Origin of the sequence: Citrobacter cronae (assembly GCF_016893685.1) — a bacterium.
GTDB lineage: Bacteria > Pseudomonadota > Gammaproteobacteria > Enterobacterales > Enterobacteriaceae > Citrobacter > Citrobacter werkmanii.
In genome coordinates this window covers 61,793-81,052 of record NZ_CP069763.1, presented here as the reverse complement: position 1 = coordinate 81,052, position 19,260 = coordinate 61,793, and the positions used below count along the sequence as shown (strand labels likewise).

Sequence of the window (19,260 nt, the reverse complement as noted above, 5' to 3'; positions counted from 1 at the left end):
ATCTCCTCCTTACAGCGCGCATGACACGCAACCTTCGATTTCGGTCCCTTCCAGCGCCAGCTGACGCAGTCGGATGTAGTACAGCGATTTAATGCCCTTACGCCAGGCGTAGATCTGCGCTTTGTTAATATCGCGGGTAGTGGCGGTATCGGGGAAAAAGAGCGTCAGCGACAGTCCCTGATCGACATGGCGCGTCGCTTCAGCATAGGTATCGATAATTTTTTGTGGGCCAATCTCGTAGGCATCCTGATACAAGGCCAGATTCTCATTGGTCATAAAAGGAGCAGGGTAGTACACGCGCCCGGTTTTGCCCTCTTTGCGAATTTCCACTTTTGACACGATCGGGTGAATACTTGACGTCGCATGGTTGATGTAGGAAATAGAGCCGGTTGGCGGAACTGCCTGTAAATTCTGGTTATAAATGCCGTAGCGCATGACATCTTCACGCAACTGCGCCCACATCTCACGCGTCGGCAGCGTAATGCCGCTGGCGGCAAACAGCGCGCGAACTTTGTCGGTTTTTGGCTGCCAGTCACCCTGCAGATACTGGCTAAAATACTCGCCGCTGGCGTAGCGAGACTGCCTGAATCCAGCAAAGGCTTTACCACGTTCGCGGGCGAGCTTCATTGACGTATTCAGCGCATGCCAGGTGATGGTGTAAAAGTAGATATTGGTGAAATCCAGCCCTTCCGGCGAGCCATAGGCGATGCCTTCCCGCGCCAGATAGCCATGCAGGTTCATCTGACCAAGACCAATCGCGTGCGATGCGCTGTTTCCGGCTGCAATTGAGGGCACGCTGCGAATATGACTCATGTCCGAAACGGCGGTTAAGCCGCGAACCGCCGTTTCCACGGTACGACCAAAATCCGGGGAATCCATGGTATGGGCGATATTCAGCGAGCCGAGGTTGCAGGAGATATCGTGTCCGGTCTGCGCGTAGTTGAGATTTTCATCGTAGGTGGAGGCGCTGTTAACCTGCAAAATTTCGGAGCACAGATTGCTCATGTTAATACGACCAGCAATCGGATTCGCGCGATTCACCGTATCTTCAAACATGATGTAAGGGTAGCCGGACTCAAACTGGATCTCAGCCAGCCGCTGGAAGAAATCGCGGGCGTTAATGTATTTTTTGCGCACGCGTCCATCGGCAAGCAGTTCGTCATAGCGTTCACTGACGGCGATATCGCCGAACGCTTTGCCGTAAATGCGTTCCACGTCATAGGGCGAGAACAGCGCCATGTCGGCATTCTCTTTGGCCAGTTTAAAGGTAATGTCCGGGATCACTACGCCAAGCGACAGGGTTTTGATACGGATTTTCTCGTCGGCGTTTTCACGTTTGGTATCCAGAAAACGCAAAATGTCCGGATGATGCGCGTGCAAATACACCGCGCCCGCGCCCTGACGCGCGCCGAGTTGATTGGCATAAGAAAACGCATCTTCCAGCATTTTCATCACCGGGATCACGCCGGATGACTGGTTCTCAATGCGTTTAATCGGCGCACCTGCTTCACGCAGGTTAGAGAGCAAAAACGCTACGCCGCCGCCGCGCTTGGAAAGTTGCAGCGCAGAGTTAACCGCCCGGCCAATGGACTCCATGTTGTCTTCAATGCGTAACAGGAAGCAGGAAACCAGCTCGCCGCGCTGCTGTTTGCCGCAGTTTAAGAAGGTTGGCGTGGCGGGCTGAAAGCGCCCGGAGAGCATTTCATCGCTAAGCTGCATGGCGAGCATTTCATCGCCTTGCGCCAGCGTGAGCGCCACCATCGTGACCCGATCCTCAAAATCTTCGAGATAGCGCTTACCGTCGAACGTTTTCAGCGTATAGCTGGTGTAGAACTTCCATGCGCCGAGGAACGTCTGGAACCGGAATCCGCTGGCGTGGGCGTGAGCAAAGAGCTTTATTACAAATGCGCGATCGTAACGGCTTAATACGCTTTCGTCGTAGTAGCCTTCAGCAACCAGCGTTTCCAGGCGCTCCTGCTGGCTGGCAAACGTCAGCGAGTTGGGGCGGACGTGGGCGGCAAAGAAAGCCTCCACCGCCTCATGGTCTTTGTCGAACTGAATGCGTCCAGCTTTATCGTACAGATTCAGCATGGCGTTCAGGGCATGATAATCCAGCGTTGGCTGGGTTATGCGTTCTGCGGTTGTCGTTGCCAAAATTCACTCACTCCTTGTCGAACGTTGTCGATATCGCTTTGGGTGCCCATCAGCTCAAAGCGCCAGAGCCACGGCACGCCGCATTTTTGTGAGATGACTTCACCCGCGCGGCCATAGGCTTCACCGAAATTGCGATTGCCGGAAGCAATCACCCCACGGATTAACGCCCGGTTGTGCGGATCGTTTAAAAAGCGGATCACCTGCCTCGGAACCGCGCCTGCCGTTCCGCCGCCGCCGTAGGACGGCACGATTAAGATGTAAGGTTCGTCGACCCGGATCCGCTCGCGTTCATTAAGCGGAATGCGGATGGCAGGCAGCCCCAGACGCTGGATAAAGCGGTGCGTATTTTCGGAGCTGCTGGAGAAGTAGACGAGCTGACTCATGCGCTGCCCATATCGGGTTGTGGGCGCAGACGGTTGATCATGTCCGGGCGAAACCCGGACCAACTGGTTTCCCCGGCGACAACGACCGGTAACTGACGAAAGCCTTGATCGCGCAGGCTGTCAGCCAGAGCGGGCTGCAAATCAATATTTACCATCTCAAAATCAAACCCGCGGCTTTCCATTGCCCGCTTAGTGGCGTGGCACTGAACACAGTTATTACGAGTGTAAATAATAATACGCATGATTCGTATTTCCATTTGTAGATAAAAGATCGACGCGATTGATAGCGTCGGATTGTAGGTGTCTTGATAGGAGTGATACTAGATGTAGTTTTAAAAATATTCAACCATACAAGATATGGTAATTTTAGATTGATGAAGGGCAGGGTGATGAGCGTGACGGGGGCAGGGATGTGTAGCATGACGGGCTGCCTGAGGGCGACGCGTCTTATCCGGCCTACAGGAGAACACATCCCAGGCCGGAGAAGGCATTTATCCCGCCATCCGGCAGGGCAGAATTACATACGCATACCAACCGCCAGGCGATTGAAGCAGTTCATCAGGCTGATGGCAAACGTCAGATCGCTGATTTCTTTCGCGCTAAAATGGTCGAGTAGCGGCAGATAAACATCATCTTCCGCGTGGGTGCTGGCGATATGAGTGACCGATTCGGCCCATGCCAGCGCCGCATGTTCCTGTTCACTGAAGTGGTGGCTCACTCGCCAACCTGCCAGCGCGTCGAGTTTGGCCTGCGCAACGCCTGCTTTGCGCAACGCCTTACTGTGCATTTCCAGGCAAAATGCGCAGCCGTTGATTTGCGAGACCCGCAGGTAAACCAGTTCCGTCAGCGTAGGTTCCAGTGCGCAATTTTCCAGCGCTTTGCTGGCCTGAACCAGAGCGTTATAGATTTCAGGACTGAGTTCATAATAGGGCTGGCGTAACATTGTCATGGTATTTCTCCTCGTTTGGATAACCCGCAATGTAGCACTATAATGGACTGCTACAGAGAGCCATATTTTTGCAAAAAAAGCAGACCATAAATGCCGCGCTATCAACAAATCGCCCGCCAGTTAAAAAATGCCATTGAGACAGGTGAACTCAAACCAGGCGCAAGATTGCCCTCCAGCCGGACGTGGTCCCAGGAACTGGGGGTTTCTCGTTCGACGGTGGAACATGCCTATGCCGAGCTGGTGGCGCAGGGCTGGCTGGCTCGGCGTGGGCAGGCGGGAACTTTTGTCAGTGAGCAGTTGCGACCAGAGACCGCGCCTGCGGCTCCCGCTATCTTCGCAGGAGAAAATCCCAGACCCCAACCTTTTCAGATGGGGCTACCCGCACTCGATCTCTTCCCGCGTGAAGTATGGGCGCGGGTGATGGGCCGACGTTTACGCACCCAAACGCGTTTTGATCTGGCGGTGGGGGAGGTTTGCGGCGAAAGGGTGCTGCGTCAGGCGATTGTTGATTACCTGCGCGTTTCACGCAGCATTGAGTGCCAGCCGGAGCAGGTTTTTATCACCTCTGGCTATGCGGCATCGATGACGTTAATTCTGCGCGCGCTGTCTCAACCCGGTGAAGGGATGTGGGTCGAAGATCCCGGGTTTCCGTTGATCCGACCGGTGGTGGCTCAGGAGCGAATTGCGCTGATGCCGGTTCCTGTTGATGCCAATGGTCTGGATGTCTGCGCTGGGATCCGCGATTACCCGCAGGCGCGCTTTGTTTTGCTTACACCCGCGCATCAAAGCCCGCTGGGTGTGGCCCTTTCATTGGAGCGTCGCCATCAGTTGCTGGAGTGGGCGGCCCGCACCCAGGCATGGATTATTGAAGATGACTATGACAGTGAATTTCGCTACCACGGTAAACCGTTGCCGCCGTTGAAAAGCCTGGATGCGCCGCAGCGGGTGATTTATGCCGGAACGTTCAGCAAATCAATGTTTCCTGCGCTACGCACGGCATGGCTGGTGGTGCCCATGACTCAGGTCGAGCATTTTCGCCAGCAGGTGGCGCTGGCGGCCTGTAGCGTTCCGGTTTTATGGCAACAAACGCTGGCGGATTTTATGCGCGAGGGGCACTTCTGGCGGCACTTAAAACGCATGCGTCAACATTATGCCCAGCGACGTCAGTGGATGGTAAATGCTCTGACCGAACACGGTTTTAGCGTGCTCCCGCAAGAGGGTGGGATCCAACTGGTGATGAGTGTAGACGCAGACGATGTTGCGTTAGTACGTAAAGCGAATCGGGCAGGTCTGGCCGTACAGGCCTTGAGCCAGTGGCGTATAACGCCGAACGGACAAGGGGGAATATTATTGTCATTTACCAATATTAGCTCAGCGGAAATGGCGCAGCAGGCGGCCTATCAATTGCGGCAGGCGCTGACATAAATCTGCACGGTTCTTAAGATATTCGTCCCACCGTCTTCACTCGTTTATGGACTTTTCTGAAAGCGTTGCTAATGCTGAATCAGGTAAGGTAAGCCCGCAGTAAAAGATAACGAGGAAAATAATATGTATTTACGACCTGATGAGGTGGCGCGCGTACTTGAAAAAGTGGGCTTTACCGTTGATGTAGTGACGCCGAAAACGTACGGCTATCGACGTGGTGAAAATTATGTGTACGTTAACCGGGAAGCACGTATGGGACGTACCGCATTAGTCATCCATCCCACGCTTAAAGAGCGCAGCTCTTCACTGGCGGAACCTGCGACAGACATTAAAACCTGCGATCACTACCAGCAATTCCCGTTGTATTTAGCCGGAGAGACCCATGAGCATTATGGTATTCCTCACGGCTTCAGTTCGCGTATTGCACTTGAGCGTTATCTGAGTGGGTTATTTGGCGACGTTAACGCTAACTAATAACGCGACTGGCAGGGCCAGTCGCGAAGAGGCGTGTCAGGCTTTAGCCTGGTGATAGCTGCTGACCTTAAACAGGCGGCGGCAATAATCAAGGAAGTAGCCGTATACTGCGCCCATCAACATCGATACCACGATGTTCGAACTTACCGCAGCCGTAATCTGGTGCCAGTCCGCGCCAACCGTCAACAGAATAATCACGTAAACCGGCGACTGGAAAGTGACATAAGCCAGCACGTCCGCCAGGTTTTTTGCCCATCCTGCCTGCGTGGCTTTACGTGCCGCGCGCATAAACAAATCACGGTACATGCCGTATGGCCAGGCGATCAGAATATTGACAGGGATGGCCACCAGTCTGGAGTACAGTGACTGTTCAAAGCTCATTCCAGAAAGGAATATCTCGATCAACATGTTCACGACAGAACAATAAACAACCATCGCGAACGTGTCTGCTACAGCATGACGCAAGCGTGACTGCGGAGAGAACATGTTAATGCTCCTTGTAAAAAGGGGAAAAAAGGTTTTGAATACCTTAACTGCTAGTGATTTGTCTTGCTGCTTTCGCGTTTCAATAGGATATCTGCCTGGATAATAACTAGCAACTAGCTTAAAATTTTTATTTATTGCCTTTTTGTCGATAAAATGCTCTGCATTGATTTGATTTTTGTTCGTTTTGGTGTTTTCGTTGTTCTGCTGATTAAAAGTATTTTATATCAATAGGTTATGAAGACTTGTTTTTCTGAATTTTTTGCGCTCCTTTTCTGAAAGTTGACTGATGTTCAGAATGTGCGCGTGCCGGCCTCGGGCAATAAAGTGATGTGTTTATCAGACGATGTGCTGAGAGGTCATGCGAGTATATTTACAGTGACTATCCTGGGAATATAAAATATTTGATGTCAGGTTTCAGGATAGCCATTTAAATAACGGGATTGGCTATTTGTTTTATAATCTGCGAAAAAATTAGACTGGAAAAATAATAATCAGTTGCATACAATATTTAGCGTGATACCATTTTTACGTTAAAGAGGTTTTGTTAATATGAGTTCAATGTTAAAAAACTTAAATAATATCCGCTCGCTGCGTGTAATGGCACGTGAATTTTCCGTTGATGTGCTGGAAGATATGCTCGAAAAATTCAGAGTAGTGACTAAAGAACGCCGCGATGAAGAAGAACAGCTACAGCGCCAACGTGCAGAACAGCAGGAAAAAATTAATAATTTGCTGGCCCTGATGCAGGCCGATGGGATCAATCCGGAAGAGCTGCTGAGTATGACCCCAGCGACGTCGCGGGCAGTCAAAAAACGTCAACCACGCCCGGCGAAATATCGTTTTACCGATTTCGACGGTGAAACAAAAACATGGACCGGACAAGGTCGGACACCAAAGCCAATTGCCCAGGCGCTGGCTGCCGGTAAATCTCTTGATGACTTTTTAATCTAATTATAAATGCGGTGAGGGTGACCTCACCGCCTGTTTTCAGCAAACGCCGAAATCACCGTCTTCGGTATATCGCGTCACGTCAGCTGCTTTCAGTGTGAATTTTTCACCGCTTTCATTACTGGCTTGTACCGCCACAATTTGATCTTCGTTGACTTCGACAACTTTCAGTTTAGGTCCGCCCATGCGTGGTTGAACCAGATCGCCAGGTTTAAACATATTGCGCTCCTTTATTTATCGCACAACTCACCATAGATCACGTCAATCGACGGGTACAGCGCTGTTTCAGGTATTACCGCTTAATGAGTACGCCGGTTCCAGGGCATTTTGTCCAGCAATCGCGCCATGCCGCAAAAGCCGGTTAGGCCAGCGAGTATCAGCCCGGCACCCACAAAACCGCTCAGCAGGAAGAAGGCGCTGTTGACGGCGTATCCGAGAATGACGCCGAGTAAGGCAAGGCTACCTGCGGCTATCTGCACCTGACGCATCAGCGGCAGTGGTTGTGAACTGTCTTTTGCCACGGGTAAACCTGCGGCTTTCCAGCCATCGATTCCACCTTCCAGCAACCAGACCTGCGCAGGCGCGGCAATGGCGCTGAGTTTGTTCGCTGCATTTTGTGTGCGTTTGCCTGACTGGCAGTGAAAAATCACCTGCTCGGCGCGTAAATTCGCAGGCAACGATCCCTGCTCAAGCGTGGGTAACGGTGCCAGATGCGCCTCAGGAATATGCTCGTGCAGATACTCGTCGGCATCGCGGATATCAATCAGTTTCGCGCCTTGCGCGACCAGCGTCTGCGCCTCGCGCGGGGAAATCTTCCCAATGGTCATGATGGCTCCTTATGGGCAATACAGTGTTTTTAATGTGGCGATCAGCGAATTCACAGCCGCATTTTTAATGGAATAAAGGATGCGCTGGGCATCGCGCTGGCTGTCTATCAGACCTTCTTCACGCATACGCGCCAGATGCTGGGACGTGGCGGAAGGACTCAGTCCGGTAGCGCGTGCTAACTCGCCCGCGCTGGTACCGGGCGAACCGCAGAGCATGCACAAAATCAGCAACCGCTTCGGGTTACTCATCGCTTTAAGCAAAGCGGCAGCCTGTTCAGCGCTGGCCTGGAGTTGTTCAAGTTCAGTCATATGTATTTAAGCATAATCTAAATTAAGAAAATTCTAAAATAAAAAGCCAACGTACGCCAGCGTAAAGAGCGTAAAGGAGGGTAAAACAGCAGGGGAAGGCTGGCGGATTTGAGTAGAATGGCTACTCTTAGAGATAAAATCTCTTTTTAAACAATGATTAACTTTTTGCTTGTAGGGAGTGTGTATGGGTTTCTGGAGAATCGTTTTTACTATTATTCTGCCCCCGCTTGGCGTACTGCTGGGAAAAGGATTCGGCTGGGCGTTTATCCTTAATATCGTTCTGACGCTGCTGGGCTACATTCCTGGTTTGATCCACGCCTTCTGGGTACAGACGCGTAATTAATACTTCCTTTCATAAACGGCGCATTTGCGCCGTTTTCTTTGCCGTCCTCTCTCCTCTGCTACACTTCCTGGTGTTGCTTGTTAATAACCGAGGTGGATATGGGACTCTTCAATTTTGTGAAAGATGCAGGTGAAAAACTTTGGGATGCGGTCACCGGAAATCATGACATGGCCGATCTGGCGAAGAAGGTGCAGGAACACCTGAATAAAACCGGCATCCCTGATGCAGATAAGGTGAACGTGCAAATTAACGAAGGCAAGGCCACCGTTTCTGGCGATGGATTAAGCCAGGAAGCGAAAGAGAAAATCCTGATTGCGATTGGTAATATCTCCGGTATCGCCAGCGTGGACGATCAGGTTAAAACCTCTGCACCCGCGAGTGAAAGCCAGTTTTATACCGTGAAAGCGGGCGATACCCTGAGCGCTATTGCCAAACAGGTTTACGGTAACGCTAACCTGTACAATAAAATATTCGAAGCGAATAAACCGATGCTGAAAAGCCCGGATAAAATTTATCCCGGGCAGGTGTTACGTATTCCGGAAGAATAATGATGTGCGGGCTTATTCCGTCAGCAGCTTGCCGGACATCGCCTGTTGAATAATTGGAATCGGCGTCAGCAGGTGCTGGCGCATTAATTCGCTGGCGCGCACGGCATCGCGTGCCAGAATCGCTTCGGTCAGCGTTTGATGCTGATCGTGTTTATCTTCCAGCATTTCGACTGACAGCACCGTTTTACGTAGCCAGATAAACCGGTAACGTGCCGCTAAATCAAACAATCGTTCGCGCATTTGCAGCAGATATTGGGAACCGCAGCCGGCGACAATCGCCGAGTGAAATGCCTGATGGCGCTGATCCCATTCATCAAGCATCTGTTCACTGGCGTCCACAGCTTCAAGCTTACTGAGCATATGCGCCCGTGCCAGAATCTCCGCTTCCCAGGCGTCGTCGCCGCGTTCGATAGCCAGTGCAACCAGCATGGCCTCCATATTGGCGCGGGCATCGAAAATATCGAGCAATTCCTGCTCGGACATCGGGGCGACACGATATCCTTTCTGATTAACCACCGTGACCAGTCGCTCCGCTACCAGCTGTGAAAGCGCTTCGCGCAGCGGTCCCACGCCAAGCTCATAGCGCGAGGTCAGCAGGCTCATACGCAGTTTCTCATCAGGCTGATAAATACCGCGGATGATGTCGTTCTTGAGCCAGCGGTATCCATCAATGGCCGTCGGTTGGGGAATGGCGGTCATGGTCTTACTCCTGAATAAATGTCCCGGCGTGCGCCGGGAACAGATTTAATGCGTATTTTGCAAGGGTGCTTTTTGCCACGATAGCAGTTTTTTCCAGCGTGCCATAATGGGCACCGTGCAAATAATTCCTATGGCTAACAACCCGGTAGAGATAACCTCCAGCTGTTGCGCCGGGCGAAAGAGCATAACCACCAGCACAAAGATAATAAAGGCGATAACCAGCCAGGTCAGCCACGGATAAAGCCACATTTTCAGTTTAATTTCACCGCCTCGCGCCAGCAGAATTTTGCGCATCCGCAGTTGGGAAATCGCGATCACCAGATAAACCAACAGGGCGATGGCGCCGGAGCTGTCGATCAGGAATTTAAACACTTTGGCCGGGGCGTAATAGTTGACCACCACGGTGAGGAATGCCGCCCCCGTAGACAGCAACACCGCCACGTAAGGCGTTTTACTGCGGTTAGTTTTCCCCATAAAGGCGGGGGCATCGCCACGACGGCTCAGGGAATAGAGCATACGGGATGAGGTATACAGCGCGGAGTTCAGGCAACTGGTCACCGACAACAAAATGACGAAGTCCATGATCAACTTCGCGTGTGGGATATGCAATAACTCCAGTACCGAGCGGTAAGAACCCACTTCTTTTAGCCCCGGCATGTTCCATGGGATCAGTGCCACCACCACGAAAATGGAGCACAGATAGAAGATGGAGATACGCCAGATAACCGAGTTGGTGGCGCGGACGATGTGTTTATCCGGGGTATCGGACTCGGCGGCGGCGATGGTAACAATCTCTGCACCCATAAAGGAGAACATGGTGATCAGCATCGCGCTGAGTACGGCGCCAAAACCGTTCGGCATAAAGCCGCCCTGATCCCACAGGCGTGAAACGCCGCTAACCTCGGCATAAGGATAGAAACCGCTAATCGCCACCGCGCCGAGGACAATAAACGCCAGAATGGCAATCACTTTGCACAGCGCCAGCCAGAATTCGAATTCACCGTAATTTTTGACGCTCAGCAAATTACTGCCGGTTAATGCCAGCGTGATAACCAGAGAAAATAACCAGACAGGTATGCCAGGGATCCAGGAATGCAGAATGATGGCGGCAATATTGGCCTCCAGTGGGATAACCAACACCCAGAACCACCAGTACAACCAGCCGATGGTATAACCTGCCCATGGGCCAATGGCTTTATCGGCGTAGGTGGAGAAGGAGCCGGTATCCGGGGTGGCGACGGCCATTTCGGCCAGCATGCGCATAATCATCACCACCAACAGTCCGGCAAACAGATAAGCTAATAATACCGCGGGACCGGCTTCTGCAATCGCCACGCTTGAACCTACGAATAAACTCGCGCCGATAACCCCGGCAATAGACAGCATGGTGACGTGGCGTGATTTCAGCCCGCCCCCTAAATCATGTGATTGTGACACTTGCCCCATCTTGTAAACCTCTCGAAAGTATTTCACTTGGGAGAGCACCCCGGCATTCCCGCGCCGGGGCACGCGTATTATTGTTATTGACCCTATGTGCCGGATGGCGGCTCCGCCTTATCCGGCCTACGGATTGCTTTTTTGTATAGTTAGCCCTGCTTCGCCTCAGCAAAACACTGGGCGATGATATCCAGCCCCTGGCGAATTTGCGCATCTTCAATGGTCAGCGGGACAAGGATGCGCAACACGTTGTAGTAAGGCCCGCAGGAGAGCAGGATCAGCCCTTTATCACGCGCGCGCGCCACCACTTCCGCGGTTAGCTTGGCGTCTGGTTTCGTATGGTCGCCGTCTTCGAACAGTTCGATGGCGATCATCGCCCCCAGCCCACGCACGTCGCCAATTTCGCGATGCGTTTCGGCGATAGCCAGCAGGCCTTCGCGCAGGGTTTGCCCCAGTTCGTTGGCCTTTTGCAGCAGATTTTCCTGCTCGAAAATGTTCAGCACCGCCAGCGCGGCGGCACAGGCAATCGGGTTACCGGCATAGGTACCGCCCAGGCCCCCCGGCGGGATAGCGTCCATGACGTCGGCGCGACCGGTTACCCCTGCCAGCGGGAAGCCGCCAGCGATAGATTTGGCGAAGGTGGTAAGATCGGGCGCAACGCCCATCTGCTCCATGGCGAACAGCGTACCGGTGCGGCCCGCGCCGCTCTGCACTTCATCGGCAATCAGCATGATCCCGTGTTCGTCACAAATGGCGCGCAGACGCTGCATAAATGCCGGGGTGGCCGCGTAAAAACCGCCTTCGCCCTGGACGGGTTCAATGACGATGGCGGCAACGTCTTCCGGCGCGGCATCATTTTTGAAGATGCGGTGAATACTGGCGATAGCATCATCTTCACTGATGCCATGCAGCGGGCAAGGAAAAAGTGCGCGATAAACATGGCCCGGCATCAGCCCCATTCCGGCGGAGTACGGGTTGACTTTCCCGGTCAGCGACAGGGTGTAGTGGGTACGGCCATGATAAGCGCCGCTGAAGGCGATCGTACCTGTACGTTTGGTGGCGGCGCGGGCAATTTTCACCGCGTTTTCCACGGCTTCAGAACCGGTGGTCACCAGCAGGGTTTTCTTGGCGAAATCGCCCGGCACTTTCTTGTTCATGATTTCGCACAGCTCCAGGTAGGGCTCATAGGCCAGCACCTGGAAGCAGGTATGCGACAGTTTTTTCAACTGCGCTTCTACCGCAGAGACAATCTGCGGGTGCAGGTGGCCGGTATTCAGCACCGCAATACCGCCAGCAAAATCGAGGAATTCGCGGCCTTCAACGTCCCAGACCCGGCAGTTTTCTGCCCGCTCGGCAAAAATAGGGTGGATCTGTCCTACGCCACGGGGAACGGCGTTGCTGCGACGTTGCATGAGTTCTTTGTTGGTGCTCATCAGGTGTTCTCCAGTATTTGTTTTATTAAAGGCCGATACACATATATTTGATTTCTAAGTAGTCTTCGATGCCGTATTTCGATCCTTCACGGCCAAGACCGGAGGCTTTGATCCCACCAAATGGGGCGACTTCGTTGGAGATGATGCCGGTGTTAATCCCGACGATGCCGTACTCCAGCGCTTCGCCAACGCGGAAGACGCGGCTTAAATCACGGGCGTAGAAATAGGCTGCCAGGCCAAACTCGGTGTCATTGGCCTGGGCGATGACGTCAGCTTCGTCTTTAAAGCGAAACAGCGGCGCCAGCGGGCCGAATGTCTCTTCTTTGGCAACCTTCGCGTTGGCAGGTACATCGACCAGAATGGTGGGCTGAAAGAAGTTCCCACCCAGCGCATGAGGTTTACCGCCAGCGATAATGCGTGCGCCTTTATCCAGGGCATCGGCGATGTGTTCCTGCACTTTGGCGACCGCTTTCTCGTCGATCAGCGGCCCGGTGGTGACATCTGGTTGCAGACCATCACCGAGGCGCAGCTTGCTCACCGCCTGCTCGAGTTTTTCGGCAAACTGGTCATATACGCCGTCCTGCACGTACAGACGGTTGGCGCAGACGCAGGTTTGCCCCGCGTTACGGAACTTCGACGCCAGCGCGCCTTCCACGGCTTTGTCGAGATCGGCATCGTCAAAGACGATAAACGGCGCATTGCCACCCAGCTCCAGTGACACCTTCTTGATGTCTTTGGCACACTGTTCCATCAGCTGACGGCCAATTTCGGTGGAGCCGGTAAATGACAGTTTGCGCACCAGCGGGTTGCCGGTCAGTTCGTTGCCGACCGCGCTTGCTGAACCGGTCACCACGCTGAATACGCCAGCCGGGATGCCGGCGCGATTAGCCAGCTCTGCCAGCGCCAGTGCGGAATAGGGGGTCTGGCTGGCCGGTTTAAGCACCATGGTGCAACCCGCCGCCAGTGCCGGACCGGCTTTGCGAGTGATCATCGCCGCCGGGAAGTTCCACGGCGTAATCGCGGCGGTAACGCCGATCGGCTGCTTGATGACGAGCAGACGCTTATCTGCCTGATGGCCGGGGATCGTGTCGCCATAAATGCGTTTGCCCTCTTCGGCAAACCACTCAATAAATGAGGCGGCATAGGTGATTTCGCCTTTGGCTTCCGCCAGCGGCTTACCCTGTTCCAGGGTCATCAGACGAGCAAGATCGTCCTGATGTTCAATCATCAGGTTGAACCAGCGACGCAGAATATTGGCCCGTTCTTTGGCGGTCAGCGCACGCCAGGCGGGTAGAGCGCGGTTCGCGGCGTTAATGGCTTCACGGGTTTCATCCGCCCCCATTTTCGGTACGCTACCCAATTGCTGACCATTGGCGGGATTCGTTACTGCGATGGTCTCGCCGTTGTTGGCGTCACGCCAGTTACCGTCAATCAACGCCTGTTGGCGAAATAAGGTTGGATCGTTTAGTTGCATAATTACTTCCTGTCTTAATCATGTTAACGGGTGAATGCGGCGTGTAATGTCTCCACGCTACGTGCCGCACGCAGCGTGCGTCCGGGATTACTCTGGCTCTCCAGCAGCGCATGTACTTTGCCGACAATATGCGCGCCGATAGGGAGCGCTGACGTTGCTGCCGGAGAAGGGGCGTTGCAGGTATGAATGGAGCGTGGCGTTGTGACAAACAAGAAATCGTCGATCAGCTTGCCGTCCGGCGACACCGCCTGCGCCCGCACGCCCGCAGGCCACGGTTGCAGATCTTTCTGCGTCAGACTCGGACAGTACTTTTGCACCAGCCGTAGATAGCCGCTTTTGCACAGCGAATTCTTCATTTCGCCAAGCCCGGAGCGCAGGTTGTTTTGCAGCACGCGGCGGATGCCGGAAGAGCCGAAGATCTCCAGCGTATCGCTGAGTGAGAAATCGCGTTTACGGTAACCTTCGCGTTTAAATGCCAGCACCGCGTTGGGGCCCACCGTGACGCTGCCATCAATCATGCGGGTGAGATGCACACCGAGAAACGGCATCGCCGGATCGGGGATCGGGTAGATCAGATGATTGACTATCTGATTATGTTCTGACGCCAGACGGAAGTATTCGCCACGGAACGGACAGATAATAAAACCGGGTTCAACGCCGAGCATTTTCACCAGTCGATCGGCCATCAGGCCGGAACAGCTTATCAGCGTTGCGCCTTCATATTCGTGCCCCTGGCGGGTATGGACGATCACGCCCGCGGCGTGTTCTCTCAGCGCGCTGACCTCGGCGTTGTAAATAATCTCACCGCCTTTGGCCTGGAAAATCTTCGCCATCGCGGCGGTTACTTCGCGGTAGCTGACGATCCCGCTCGACGGGACGAAAATGCCGCCCAGCCCGGTAATGTTGGGTTCACGCTCGCGTAGCTCCTGCGCATTCAGCCATTCGCGTTCCAGGCCGTTAGCAGCGGTGCGATCCCATAGCGCGCGCATACGCTCCATTTCCAGAGCGGAGGTGGCAACCAGCATTTTTCCGCAGACGTCGTAGCGGATGCCGTTTTGGTCGCAAAAGGCTTTGGTGGCGCGATTTCCGGCCAGGCAAAACTGCGCCTTCAGGCTGCCGGGCGTGTAATAAACCCCGGCATGAATCACGCCGCTGTTATGGCCCGTCTGGTGACAGGCCGGGCTGGACTCTTTTTCCAGCAGCGCGATTCTGGCGTCCGGATAGACATCAATCAGTTGCATGGCGGTCGACATGCCGATAATGCCGCCGCCAATAATCACAAAATCATACATCCGCTTTTTTCCTTCGCCCTTACTGATGGGTCTGGTAGTGGTTGCTCGCGTAAGCGAAATAACCACGCTGGCGCATCAGTTCGCGGCGCAGGTCAGGATGCGAGGTGAAGCGATCGCGGCCGTGCAGCCAGAACAGGTTGTTTATCAGCAGGAATTTACCCACAGGAACCGGAACGGAAATAATGTTCTTGCTGGTTTCCAGCGCATCGGACAAGTCGCTCAGCCAGACGCCTTCTTCATAGTCTTTCGGCTGGACGAACTGGTCGATGTAGCGCATTACCGGGCGGCCCTGCTGGTCAACGTCAAATACCGGATGGAACACATCCTTGCTGACGTTTTTGCTTGGCGGCGCGGCAAAGCGCATCGCGCGACGCGCCAGCGGATGGGTAAAGTACTGCTCCAGATGTTCCCAGTCGTCGAGGTGCAGCAGCAGCGAGTTACCGCCGGTCATGTTCTGCTCGTCGATCTTCATCATCAGCACGTAATCGGTGATTTCTTCAAGGTAGGTTCCGTCGTTATGTAGCTCCATAACACGGTGCGGCTGGCGCAGATAGCTGTCTGAGTTATCGACGTTTTTCACCACAAAACGGGCATAGTATTGACCGCTCATCGCATCAAAATTGGAGCGTCCGATCAGATGCGCGACCGCCGTCGCCAGTTTGACCATTTCTTCAGCCTGGGCCACATCATCCACGCCGACGGCGTTGATCAGCAGCGCGCCTTCGGCACGATCGAGCAGCGTTTTCAGCAGCAGGGGCTGCAACTGGTTGCCGCACAAATCATCCAGGATCTTGCCCACTTTGAAGCGCAGGAAAGATTTGTATTCCAGGGCCTGCACTGGCCACTGCGCGACGGCCTGTAGAAATTGCTCAGTGGTCTCGGCAGAAAAAGTCAGCTCCAGCAGACGTGGAGACTGGACTGATGGTTTCAGTGTGAAACCTCTGTAGTGCTGGGCTGGATCTTCAGCGTTCGGTTGTACGGCAGTCAGTGCGTTCATCAAATCGATCCTCTCAGTAGATTGTCAGGGAGATATGGCGCAGCTCGTTTCGTAGCCATAAATTAAAAATATCTACATTTTTGAAAAACGCGCACACAATGAGCTTGTTTGTTTCTTATTTGTGATCAAAAACAACAATTATTTAACATTGCAAAAGGTGAGGATTTAGAGGCTGGATGGATACTGAGTGGCTATTTCAGGGGCAAAAGCCCCTGATTTTAAAGAGGAAGATAAGGTGTATTAATGTTCCAGGGCGATGGCGCAGACGTGTTCCACATGAGTCAGATCGTGATATAAGTCGGGCAAGGTCATCTTTTGACGAATTACGATTTTGAGATTAACTTCAATTTTGCCCTTCTTGATATCCCTGATAGTGATGTTTTCGATAATGTTTTTCTGTTGATGAATGCGGGTTATCAGACTTTCTACAGCGTTTCGTTCATCAAGAATAACCCGCACTTTCACTTTTCCGGGAAACTGGTTTCTGGTCTGTAAGAAGATAATGAATGGGCTTAGTTTGATCGCTAATAAAAATAAAGCCGTGGCAAAAACAGCATGAAAATAAAAACCGGCTCCGCAGGTGATTCCCACCCCTGCAGATGCCCAGACAATTGCCGCAGTCGTGAGGCCAGAGATAGCATCGTCATGTCGGTGCAGAATGACTCCCGCACCGAGAAAACCAACGCCGCTGATAATCTGCGCCGCCAGGCGCATAGGATCGCTACGGATATTCATCGAAATTTCTGCATAGTATTCAGCAGATTGTATTGATACGACAGTTAATACACAGCTGGCTACGGATAAAATAACGCAGGTTTTGAAGCCGACCGGTTTCCCTTTCGATTCTCTTTCCAGGCCAATAATGCCACCCAGAATAAATGCAATACTGATTTTGATGATCGTAGTTAAAGGCAACAATCCTTGCTCATTGATGATGGCGGCCAGATTATTCATGCAATTACCTTAATGAGAGAGTCTTTAACGATCAGGAGTTTGCTTTTTTCAATGTGAGGTCCGTTTTGCGTTTCGAAATATCGTCCCGGAAGAAAATCAGGAAGAATACGCTGACCACTGCGGCAACGCCTGCTGAAACTAGCCAGAATGTTTCCCATTGTGGCAACGCCTCTGGACCTTGTTCCGTCACGGTGTTGTTAAAGATTTGCCCGCATACGGTGGAGGCAAATAGCAGACCAACGCCGTTGGAGACGATAAATCGCAAGCTTTGGGCTTGTGCTTTAATCTCTGGCGCTGCTTTACGGTCAACATAAATGTCGCCCACGGTAAAGAAAAAGTCCCAGCAGAATCCTTGTAACATCAGGCCGATCAGCACAAACATCATGTTGGCATCCAGCGAGGCATTAGCAAATAATAGTGTGCGGATGATCCAGCAGACGGCGCCTAACATCAGCGTGATTTTGAAGCCAGCTTTCAGTAAGAAGAACGACAGCAGGAACATGAAAATGACTTCACAGGCGATGCCAACCTGCATCATTGAGGCGGCGTTATCGAATCCAAGCGCTTTTAAAAAGACCGGGATATAGGCGGAATAAGCCGTTTTGGGGATCATCAGGACAAAAATACTGAGCATCAAAACCGAGAAACTGCGGTCTTTGAAGAGCGCCAGAGCATCCAGACATAACAGATCGCGAAGCGTAAACACGCTTCCTTTTGCTTTTGGCGGGGTATTTGGCAACGTAAAACAGTACAGGCCGAGAACAACACCGGAGGCCGACGCAATATACCAGGTGATGGTATTTCCAGAATAACCCATTTCACCAATGATAAAGCCGATGACCATAAAGCCAAATGTGCCGAATACACGAATAAATGGGAAATATTTTACTCCGTTAATGTGGCTGAAACTGATACTGTTCGCCAGCGCAGTTGTTGGATAAAACAGCAGACCAACCAGGAAAATCATGGTTAACGTCATACCTGTGTTTTGTGCCTCAATAAATTGCGGAACAAACAACAGTACACCTGCATTAATTAAATGCAGGATCGCCATGACTTTTTGTGACGCAAAGAAGCGGTCGGCGACCATGCCAATAAATAGCGGGGAAAGAATAGTCGCCAGGCCAAGCAAAGCATAGGATGAGCCAATAATTGTTGCCATACCATAGGTGCTCAATACCAGCCCCATGGTCATATTCCAGGCACCCTGCATGAAATATTGTATGAACATCATAATCAACAGGCGTGGTGTTTTATTAAGGTCCATATTGCATATCCTTACTGGTTGATGCTCAGGTTAAGCCCGTCCCAGGCGACAAGAATGTTCTCTTTGTCGCATGCCGCAACGAGATCGTCGTGCAGCAGACCTCCGCTGTGTGATATATGCGAGACGATAAGTTGGCTATTTTTCTCAAGGCAACCGAGTTCCGCAAGCCTGTCTCTGGCGGCGAAGACGGTTTCCAGACTCATGTGGTTATTTGTACGATTATCACCATTAAAACCGTAGGTGCACTCCAGGACAGCCAGATCGATTTTTTTCCCTTTCAGCCACTGCCATGTGAGCTCAGGAAACCAGCCTGAATCATGTCCGTAGAAAATTGACTGGCCTTCTTTTTCAATAAACCAGGTATAACAAAGCTCCCACTTGGCATGGTTAGCCAGCAGCGGAGTGATGCGGTATCCGCGAGTTTCAACGGTCACGAAGGGCACCAGGCAATGAAAAGCAAATCTTTCAGCGCTGTAGCCTGGTAACACTTCCGCAGCACCGTTAATTGCACGGTCATTACCAAAAATGTGCAACGGATGAGTAATTTCAAATCCATACCCTTCCATACGGCTAAAAAGATCGCCGACGTTGAAATGATCGGGATGAGTATGTGTGAACAATAGCGATCTGATCTCTGTTGCGTCCAGGCCATCTCGCAGCAGTTGTTGGCTGAATTCAGGCGCCACGTCAATGAGCAGTTCATCGTCGATAATCGCTGAAGAGTGTGTGCGTAAGTCTTTACTTTTACGAATGCGGGCTTGCTGGCAGTGCTCACAACGGCAAAAAGGATTGGGGATCCCTTCAGATGCAGCGGTACCCAGAAAATGAATCTTCATGTTTCCCTCTTAATGACAAATGTGA

General features: G+C 52.4%; 22 protein-coding genes. 5 read left to right on the top strand and 17 right to left on the bottom strand.

The window, feature by feature from the left end; genetic code table 11:
• Positions 1–9: 9 nt before the first annotated feature.
• The 4 genes from nrdE to JSN25_RS00325 form a co-directional block, all read right to left on the bottom strand.
• On the bottom strand, positions 10–2,154 hold the full coding sequence (nrdE, locus tag JSN25_RS00340; protein WP_087856216.1) for a class 1b ribonucleoside-diphosphate reductase subunit alpha: 2,145 nt from the start codon (positions 2,152–2,154) through the stop codon (positions 10–12).
• On the bottom strand, positions 2,127–2,537 hold the full coding sequence (gene nrdI, locus JSN25_RS00335) for a class Ib ribonucleoside-diphosphate reductase assembly flavoprotein NrdI (RefSeq protein WP_038632982.1): 411 nt from the start codon (positions 2,535–2,537) through the stop codon (positions 2,127–2,129). Before nrdI ends, nrdE begins: the two co-directional genes overlap by 28 nt.
• The gene (nrdH, locus tag JSN25_RS00330) at positions 2,534–2,779 is read right to left on the bottom strand and encodes a glutaredoxin-like protein NrdH (RefSeq protein WP_204525367.1); all 246 of its coding nucleotides are present in this window, start codon (positions 2,777–2,779) and stop codon (positions 2,534–2,536) included. The genes nrdI and nrdH overlap by 4 nt, the downstream gene beginning before the upstream one ends.
• A gap of 275 nt (positions 2,780–3,054) precedes the next feature.
• On the bottom strand, positions 3,055–3,486 hold the full coding sequence (locus tag JSN25_RS00325; protein ID WP_199979101.1) for a carboxymuconolactone decarboxylase family protein: 432 nt from the start codon (positions 3,484–3,486) through the stop codon (positions 3,055–3,057).
• A gap of 90 nt (positions 3,487–3,576) precedes the next feature.
• Here JSN25_RS00325 and pdxR point away from each other — a divergent pair, with 90 nt between their 5' ends.
• Both pdxR and JSN25_RS00315 read left to right on the top strand, forming a co-directional pair.
• The gene (pdxR, locus tag JSN25_RS00320; RefSeq protein WP_085048885.1) at positions 3,577–4,911 is read left to right on the top strand and encodes a MocR-like pyridoxine biosynthesis transcription factor PdxR; all 1,335 of its coding nucleotides are present in this window, start codon (positions 3,577–3,579) and stop codon (positions 4,909–4,911) included.
• Between the two features lie 123 nt (positions 4,912–5,034).
• Positions 5,035–5,385, top strand: a complete 351-nt coding sequence (locus JSN25_RS00315) for a DUF2002 family protein (protein WP_038632969.1) — start codon at positions 5,035–5,037, stop codon at positions 5,383–5,385.
• Positions 5,386–5,421: 36 nt separating this feature from the next.
• Here the strand turns inward: JSN25_RS00315 and alaE are convergent, their stop codons facing one another.
• Complete coding sequence (gene alaE, locus JSN25_RS00310; protein ID WP_003037259.1) at positions 5,422–5,871, bottom strand: L-alanine exporter AlaE; 450 nt, start codon at positions 5,869–5,871, stop codon at positions 5,422–5,424.
• A gap of 549 nt (positions 5,872–6,420) precedes the next feature.
• On the opposite strand from alaE, the gene stpA reads away from it, so the two are divergent.
• Positions 6,421–6,822 (top strand): DNA-binding protein StpA, encoded by a 402-nt coding sequence (gene stpA, locus JSN25_RS00305; protein ID WP_038632963.1) that lies wholly within the window; start codon positions 6,421–6,423, stop codon positions 6,820–6,822.
• 36 nt (positions 6,823–6,858) lie between these two features.
• On the opposite strand, the gene JSN25_RS00300 is transcribed toward stpA, so the two are convergent.
• The 3 genes from JSN25_RS00300 to JSN25_RS00290 all read right to left on the bottom strand — a co-directional run bounded on the left by JSN25_RS00300 (position 6,859) and on the right by JSN25_RS00290 (position 7,955).
• Positions 6,859–7,038 (bottom strand): hypothetical protein, encoded by a 180-nt coding sequence (locus tag JSN25_RS00300; protein WP_038632960.1) that lies wholly within the window; start codon positions 7,036–7,038, stop codon positions 6,859–6,861.
• Positions 7,039–7,118: 80 nt separating this feature from the next.
• Positions 7,119–7,646: a rhodanese family protein gene (locus JSN25_RS00295; RefSeq protein ID WP_038632958.1), complete on the bottom strand. Its 528-nt coding sequence runs from the start codon at positions 7,644–7,646 to the stop codon at positions 7,119–7,121.
• A gap of 9 nt (positions 7,647–7,655) precedes the next feature.
• On the bottom strand, positions 7,656–7,955 hold the full coding sequence (locus JSN25_RS00290) for an ArsR/SmtB family transcription factor (protein WP_006687216.1): 300 nt from the start codon (positions 7,953–7,955) through the stop codon (positions 7,656–7,658).
• Positions 7,956–8,139: 184 nt separating this feature from the next.
• Here JSN25_RS00290 and JSN25_RS00285 point away from each other — a divergent pair, with 184 nt between their 5' ends.
• Positions 8,140–8,298 carry a YqaE/Pmp3 family membrane protein gene (locus JSN25_RS00285; RefSeq protein WP_038632951.1) on the top strand — a complete coding sequence of 53 codons (159 nt, stop codon included), beginning with the start codon at positions 8,140–8,142 and terminating at the stop codon, positions 8,296–8,298.
• A gap of 98 nt (positions 8,299–8,396) precedes the next feature.
• Positions 8,397–8,846 (top strand): peptidoglycan-binding protein LysM, encoded by a 450-nt coding sequence (gene lysM, locus JSN25_RS00280; protein WP_204525366.1) that lies wholly within the window; start codon positions 8,397–8,399, stop codon positions 8,844–8,846.
• Positions 8,847–8,858: 12 nt separating this feature from the next.
• Here the strand turns inward: lysM and csiR are convergent, their stop codons facing one another.
• The 9 genes from csiR to JSN25_RS00235 all read right to left on the bottom strand — a co-directional run bounded on the left by csiR (position 8,859) and on the right by JSN25_RS00235 (position 19,235).
• Entirely contained in the window at positions 8,859–9,545 is a 687-nt protein-coding gene (gene csiR / locus JSN25_RS00275) for a DNA-binding transcriptional regulator CsiR (protein WP_038632944.1), read from the bottom strand.
• Between the two features lie 45 nt (positions 9,546–9,590).
• A complete protein-coding gene (gene gabP, locus JSN25_RS00270; RefSeq protein ID WP_069324592.1) occupies positions 9,591–10,991 on the bottom strand; it encodes a GABA permease in 1,401 nt (466 codons plus the stop codon).
• 140 nt (positions 10,992–11,131) lie between these two features.
• The gene (gabT, locus tag JSN25_RS00265) at positions 11,132–12,415 is read right to left on the bottom strand and encodes a 4-aminobutyrate--2-oxoglutarate transaminase (protein WP_199966425.1); all 1,284 of its coding nucleotides are present in this window, start codon (positions 12,413–12,415) and stop codon (positions 11,132–11,134) included.
• A gap of 25 nt (positions 12,416–12,440) precedes the next feature.
• Positions 12,441–13,889 (bottom strand): NADP-dependent succinate-semialdehyde dehydrogenase, encoded by a 1,449-nt coding sequence (gene gabD / locus JSN25_RS00260; RefSeq protein ID WP_204525365.1) that lies wholly within the window; start codon positions 13,887–13,889, stop codon positions 12,441–12,443.
• Positions 13,890–13,912: 23 nt separating this feature from the next.
• Entirely contained in the window at positions 13,913–15,181 is a 1,269-nt protein-coding gene (gene lhgO, locus JSN25_RS00255) for an L-2-hydroxyglutarate oxidase (protein ID WP_087856212.1), read from the bottom strand.
• A 19-nt stretch (positions 15,182–15,200) separates the two neighbouring features.
• Positions 15,201–16,178 (bottom strand): glutarate dioxygenase GlaH, encoded by a 978-nt coding sequence (gene glaH / locus JSN25_RS00250; protein ID WP_038632931.1) that lies wholly within the window; start codon positions 16,176–16,178, stop codon positions 15,201–15,203.
• Positions 16,179–16,418: 240 nt separating this feature from the next.
• A complete protein-coding gene (locus JSN25_RS00245) occupies positions 16,419–17,132 on the bottom strand; it encodes an MgtC/SapB family protein (protein ID WP_038632928.1) in 714 nt (237 codons plus the stop codon).
• 31 nt (positions 17,133–17,163) lie between these two features.
• On the bottom strand, positions 17,164–18,399 hold the full coding sequence (locus JSN25_RS00240; protein ID WP_038632926.1) for an MFS transporter: 1,236 nt from the start codon (positions 18,397–18,399) through the stop codon (positions 17,164–17,166).
• Between the two features lie 11 nt (positions 18,400–18,410).
• Entirely contained in the window at positions 18,411–19,235 is an 825-nt protein-coding gene (locus tag JSN25_RS00235) for an MBL fold metallo-hydrolase (RefSeq protein ID WP_069324595.1), read from the bottom strand.
• Between the last annotated feature and the right edge of the window lie 25 nt (positions 19,236–19,260).

Bases quoted from the DNA above. Each gene is read 5' to 3' on its own strand.
- nrdI (WP_038632982.1), bottom strand. From the start codon at position 2,537: ATGAGTCAGCTCGTCTACTTCTCCAGCAGCTCCGAAAATACGCACCGC.
- nrdH (WP_204525367.1), bottom strand. From the start codon at position 2,779: ATGCGTATTATTATTTACACTCGTAATAACTGTGTTCAGTGCCACGCC.
- JSN25_RS00325 (WP_199979101.1), bottom strand. From the start codon at position 3,486: ATGACAATGTTACGCCAGCCCTATTATGAACTCAGTCCTGAAATCTAT.
- pdxR (WP_085048885.1), top strand. From the start codon at position 3,577: ATGCCGCGCTATCAACAAATCGCCCGCCAGTTAAAAAATGCCATTGAG.
- JSN25_RS00315 (WP_038632969.1), top strand. From the start codon at position 5,035: ATGTATTTACGACCTGATGAGGTGGCGCGCGTACTTGAAAAAGTGGGC.
- alaE (WP_003037259.1), bottom strand. From the start codon at position 5,871: ATGTTCTCTCCGCAGTCACGCTTGCGTCATGCTGTAGCAGACACGTTC.
- stpA (WP_038632963.1), top strand. From the start codon at position 6,421: ATGAGTTCAATGTTAAAAAACTTAAATAATATCCGCTCGCTGCGTGTA.
- JSN25_RS00300 (WP_038632960.1), bottom strand. From the start codon at position 7,038: ATGTTTAAACCTGGCGATCTGGTTCAACCACGCATGGGCGGACCTAAA.
- JSN25_RS00295 (WP_038632958.1), bottom strand. From the start codon at position 7,646: ATGACCATTGGGAAGATTTCCCCGCGCGAGGCGCAGACGCTGGTCGCG.
- JSN25_RS00290 (WP_006687216.1), bottom strand. From the start codon at position 7,955: ATGACTGAACTTGAACAACTCCAGGCCAGCGCTGAACAGGCTGCCGCT.
- JSN25_RS00285 (WP_038632951.1), top strand. From the start codon at position 8,140: ATGGGTTTCTGGAGAATCGTTTTTACTATTATTCTGCCCCCGCTTGGC.
- lysM (WP_204525366.1), top strand. From the start codon at position 8,397: ATGGGACTCTTCAATTTTGTGAAAGATGCAGGTGAAAAACTTTGGGAT.
- csiR (WP_038632944.1), bottom strand. From the start codon at position 9,545: ATGACCGCCATTCCCCAACCGACGGCCATTGATGGATACCGCTGGCTC.
- gabP (WP_069324592.1), bottom strand. From the start codon at position 10,991: ATGGGGCAAGTGTCACAATCACATGATTTAGGGGGCGGGCTGAAATCA.
- gabT (WP_199966425.1), bottom strand. From the start codon at position 12,415: ATGAGCACCAACAAAGAACTCATGCAACGTCGCAGCAACGCCGTTCCC.
- gabD (WP_204525365.1), bottom strand. From the start codon at position 13,889: ATGCAACTAAACGATCCAACCTTATTTCGCCAACAGGCGTTGATTGAC.
- lhgO (WP_087856212.1), bottom strand. From the start codon at position 15,181: ATGTATGATTTTGTGATTATTGGCGGCGGCATTATCGGCATGTCGACC.
- glaH (WP_038632931.1), bottom strand. From the start codon at position 16,178: ATGAACGCACTGACTGCCGTACAACCGAACGCTGAAGATCCAGCCCAG.
- JSN25_RS00245 (WP_038632928.1), bottom strand. From the start codon at position 17,132: ATGAATAATCTGGCCGCCATCATCAATGAGCAAGGATTGTTGCCTTTA.
- JSN25_RS00240 (WP_038632926.1), bottom strand. From the start codon at position 18,399: ATGGACCTTAATAAAACACCACGCCTGTTGATTATGATGTTCATACAA.
- JSN25_RS00235 (WP_069324595.1), bottom strand. From the start codon at position 19,235: ATGAAGATTCATTTTCTGGGTACCGCTGCATCTGAAGGGATCCCCAAT.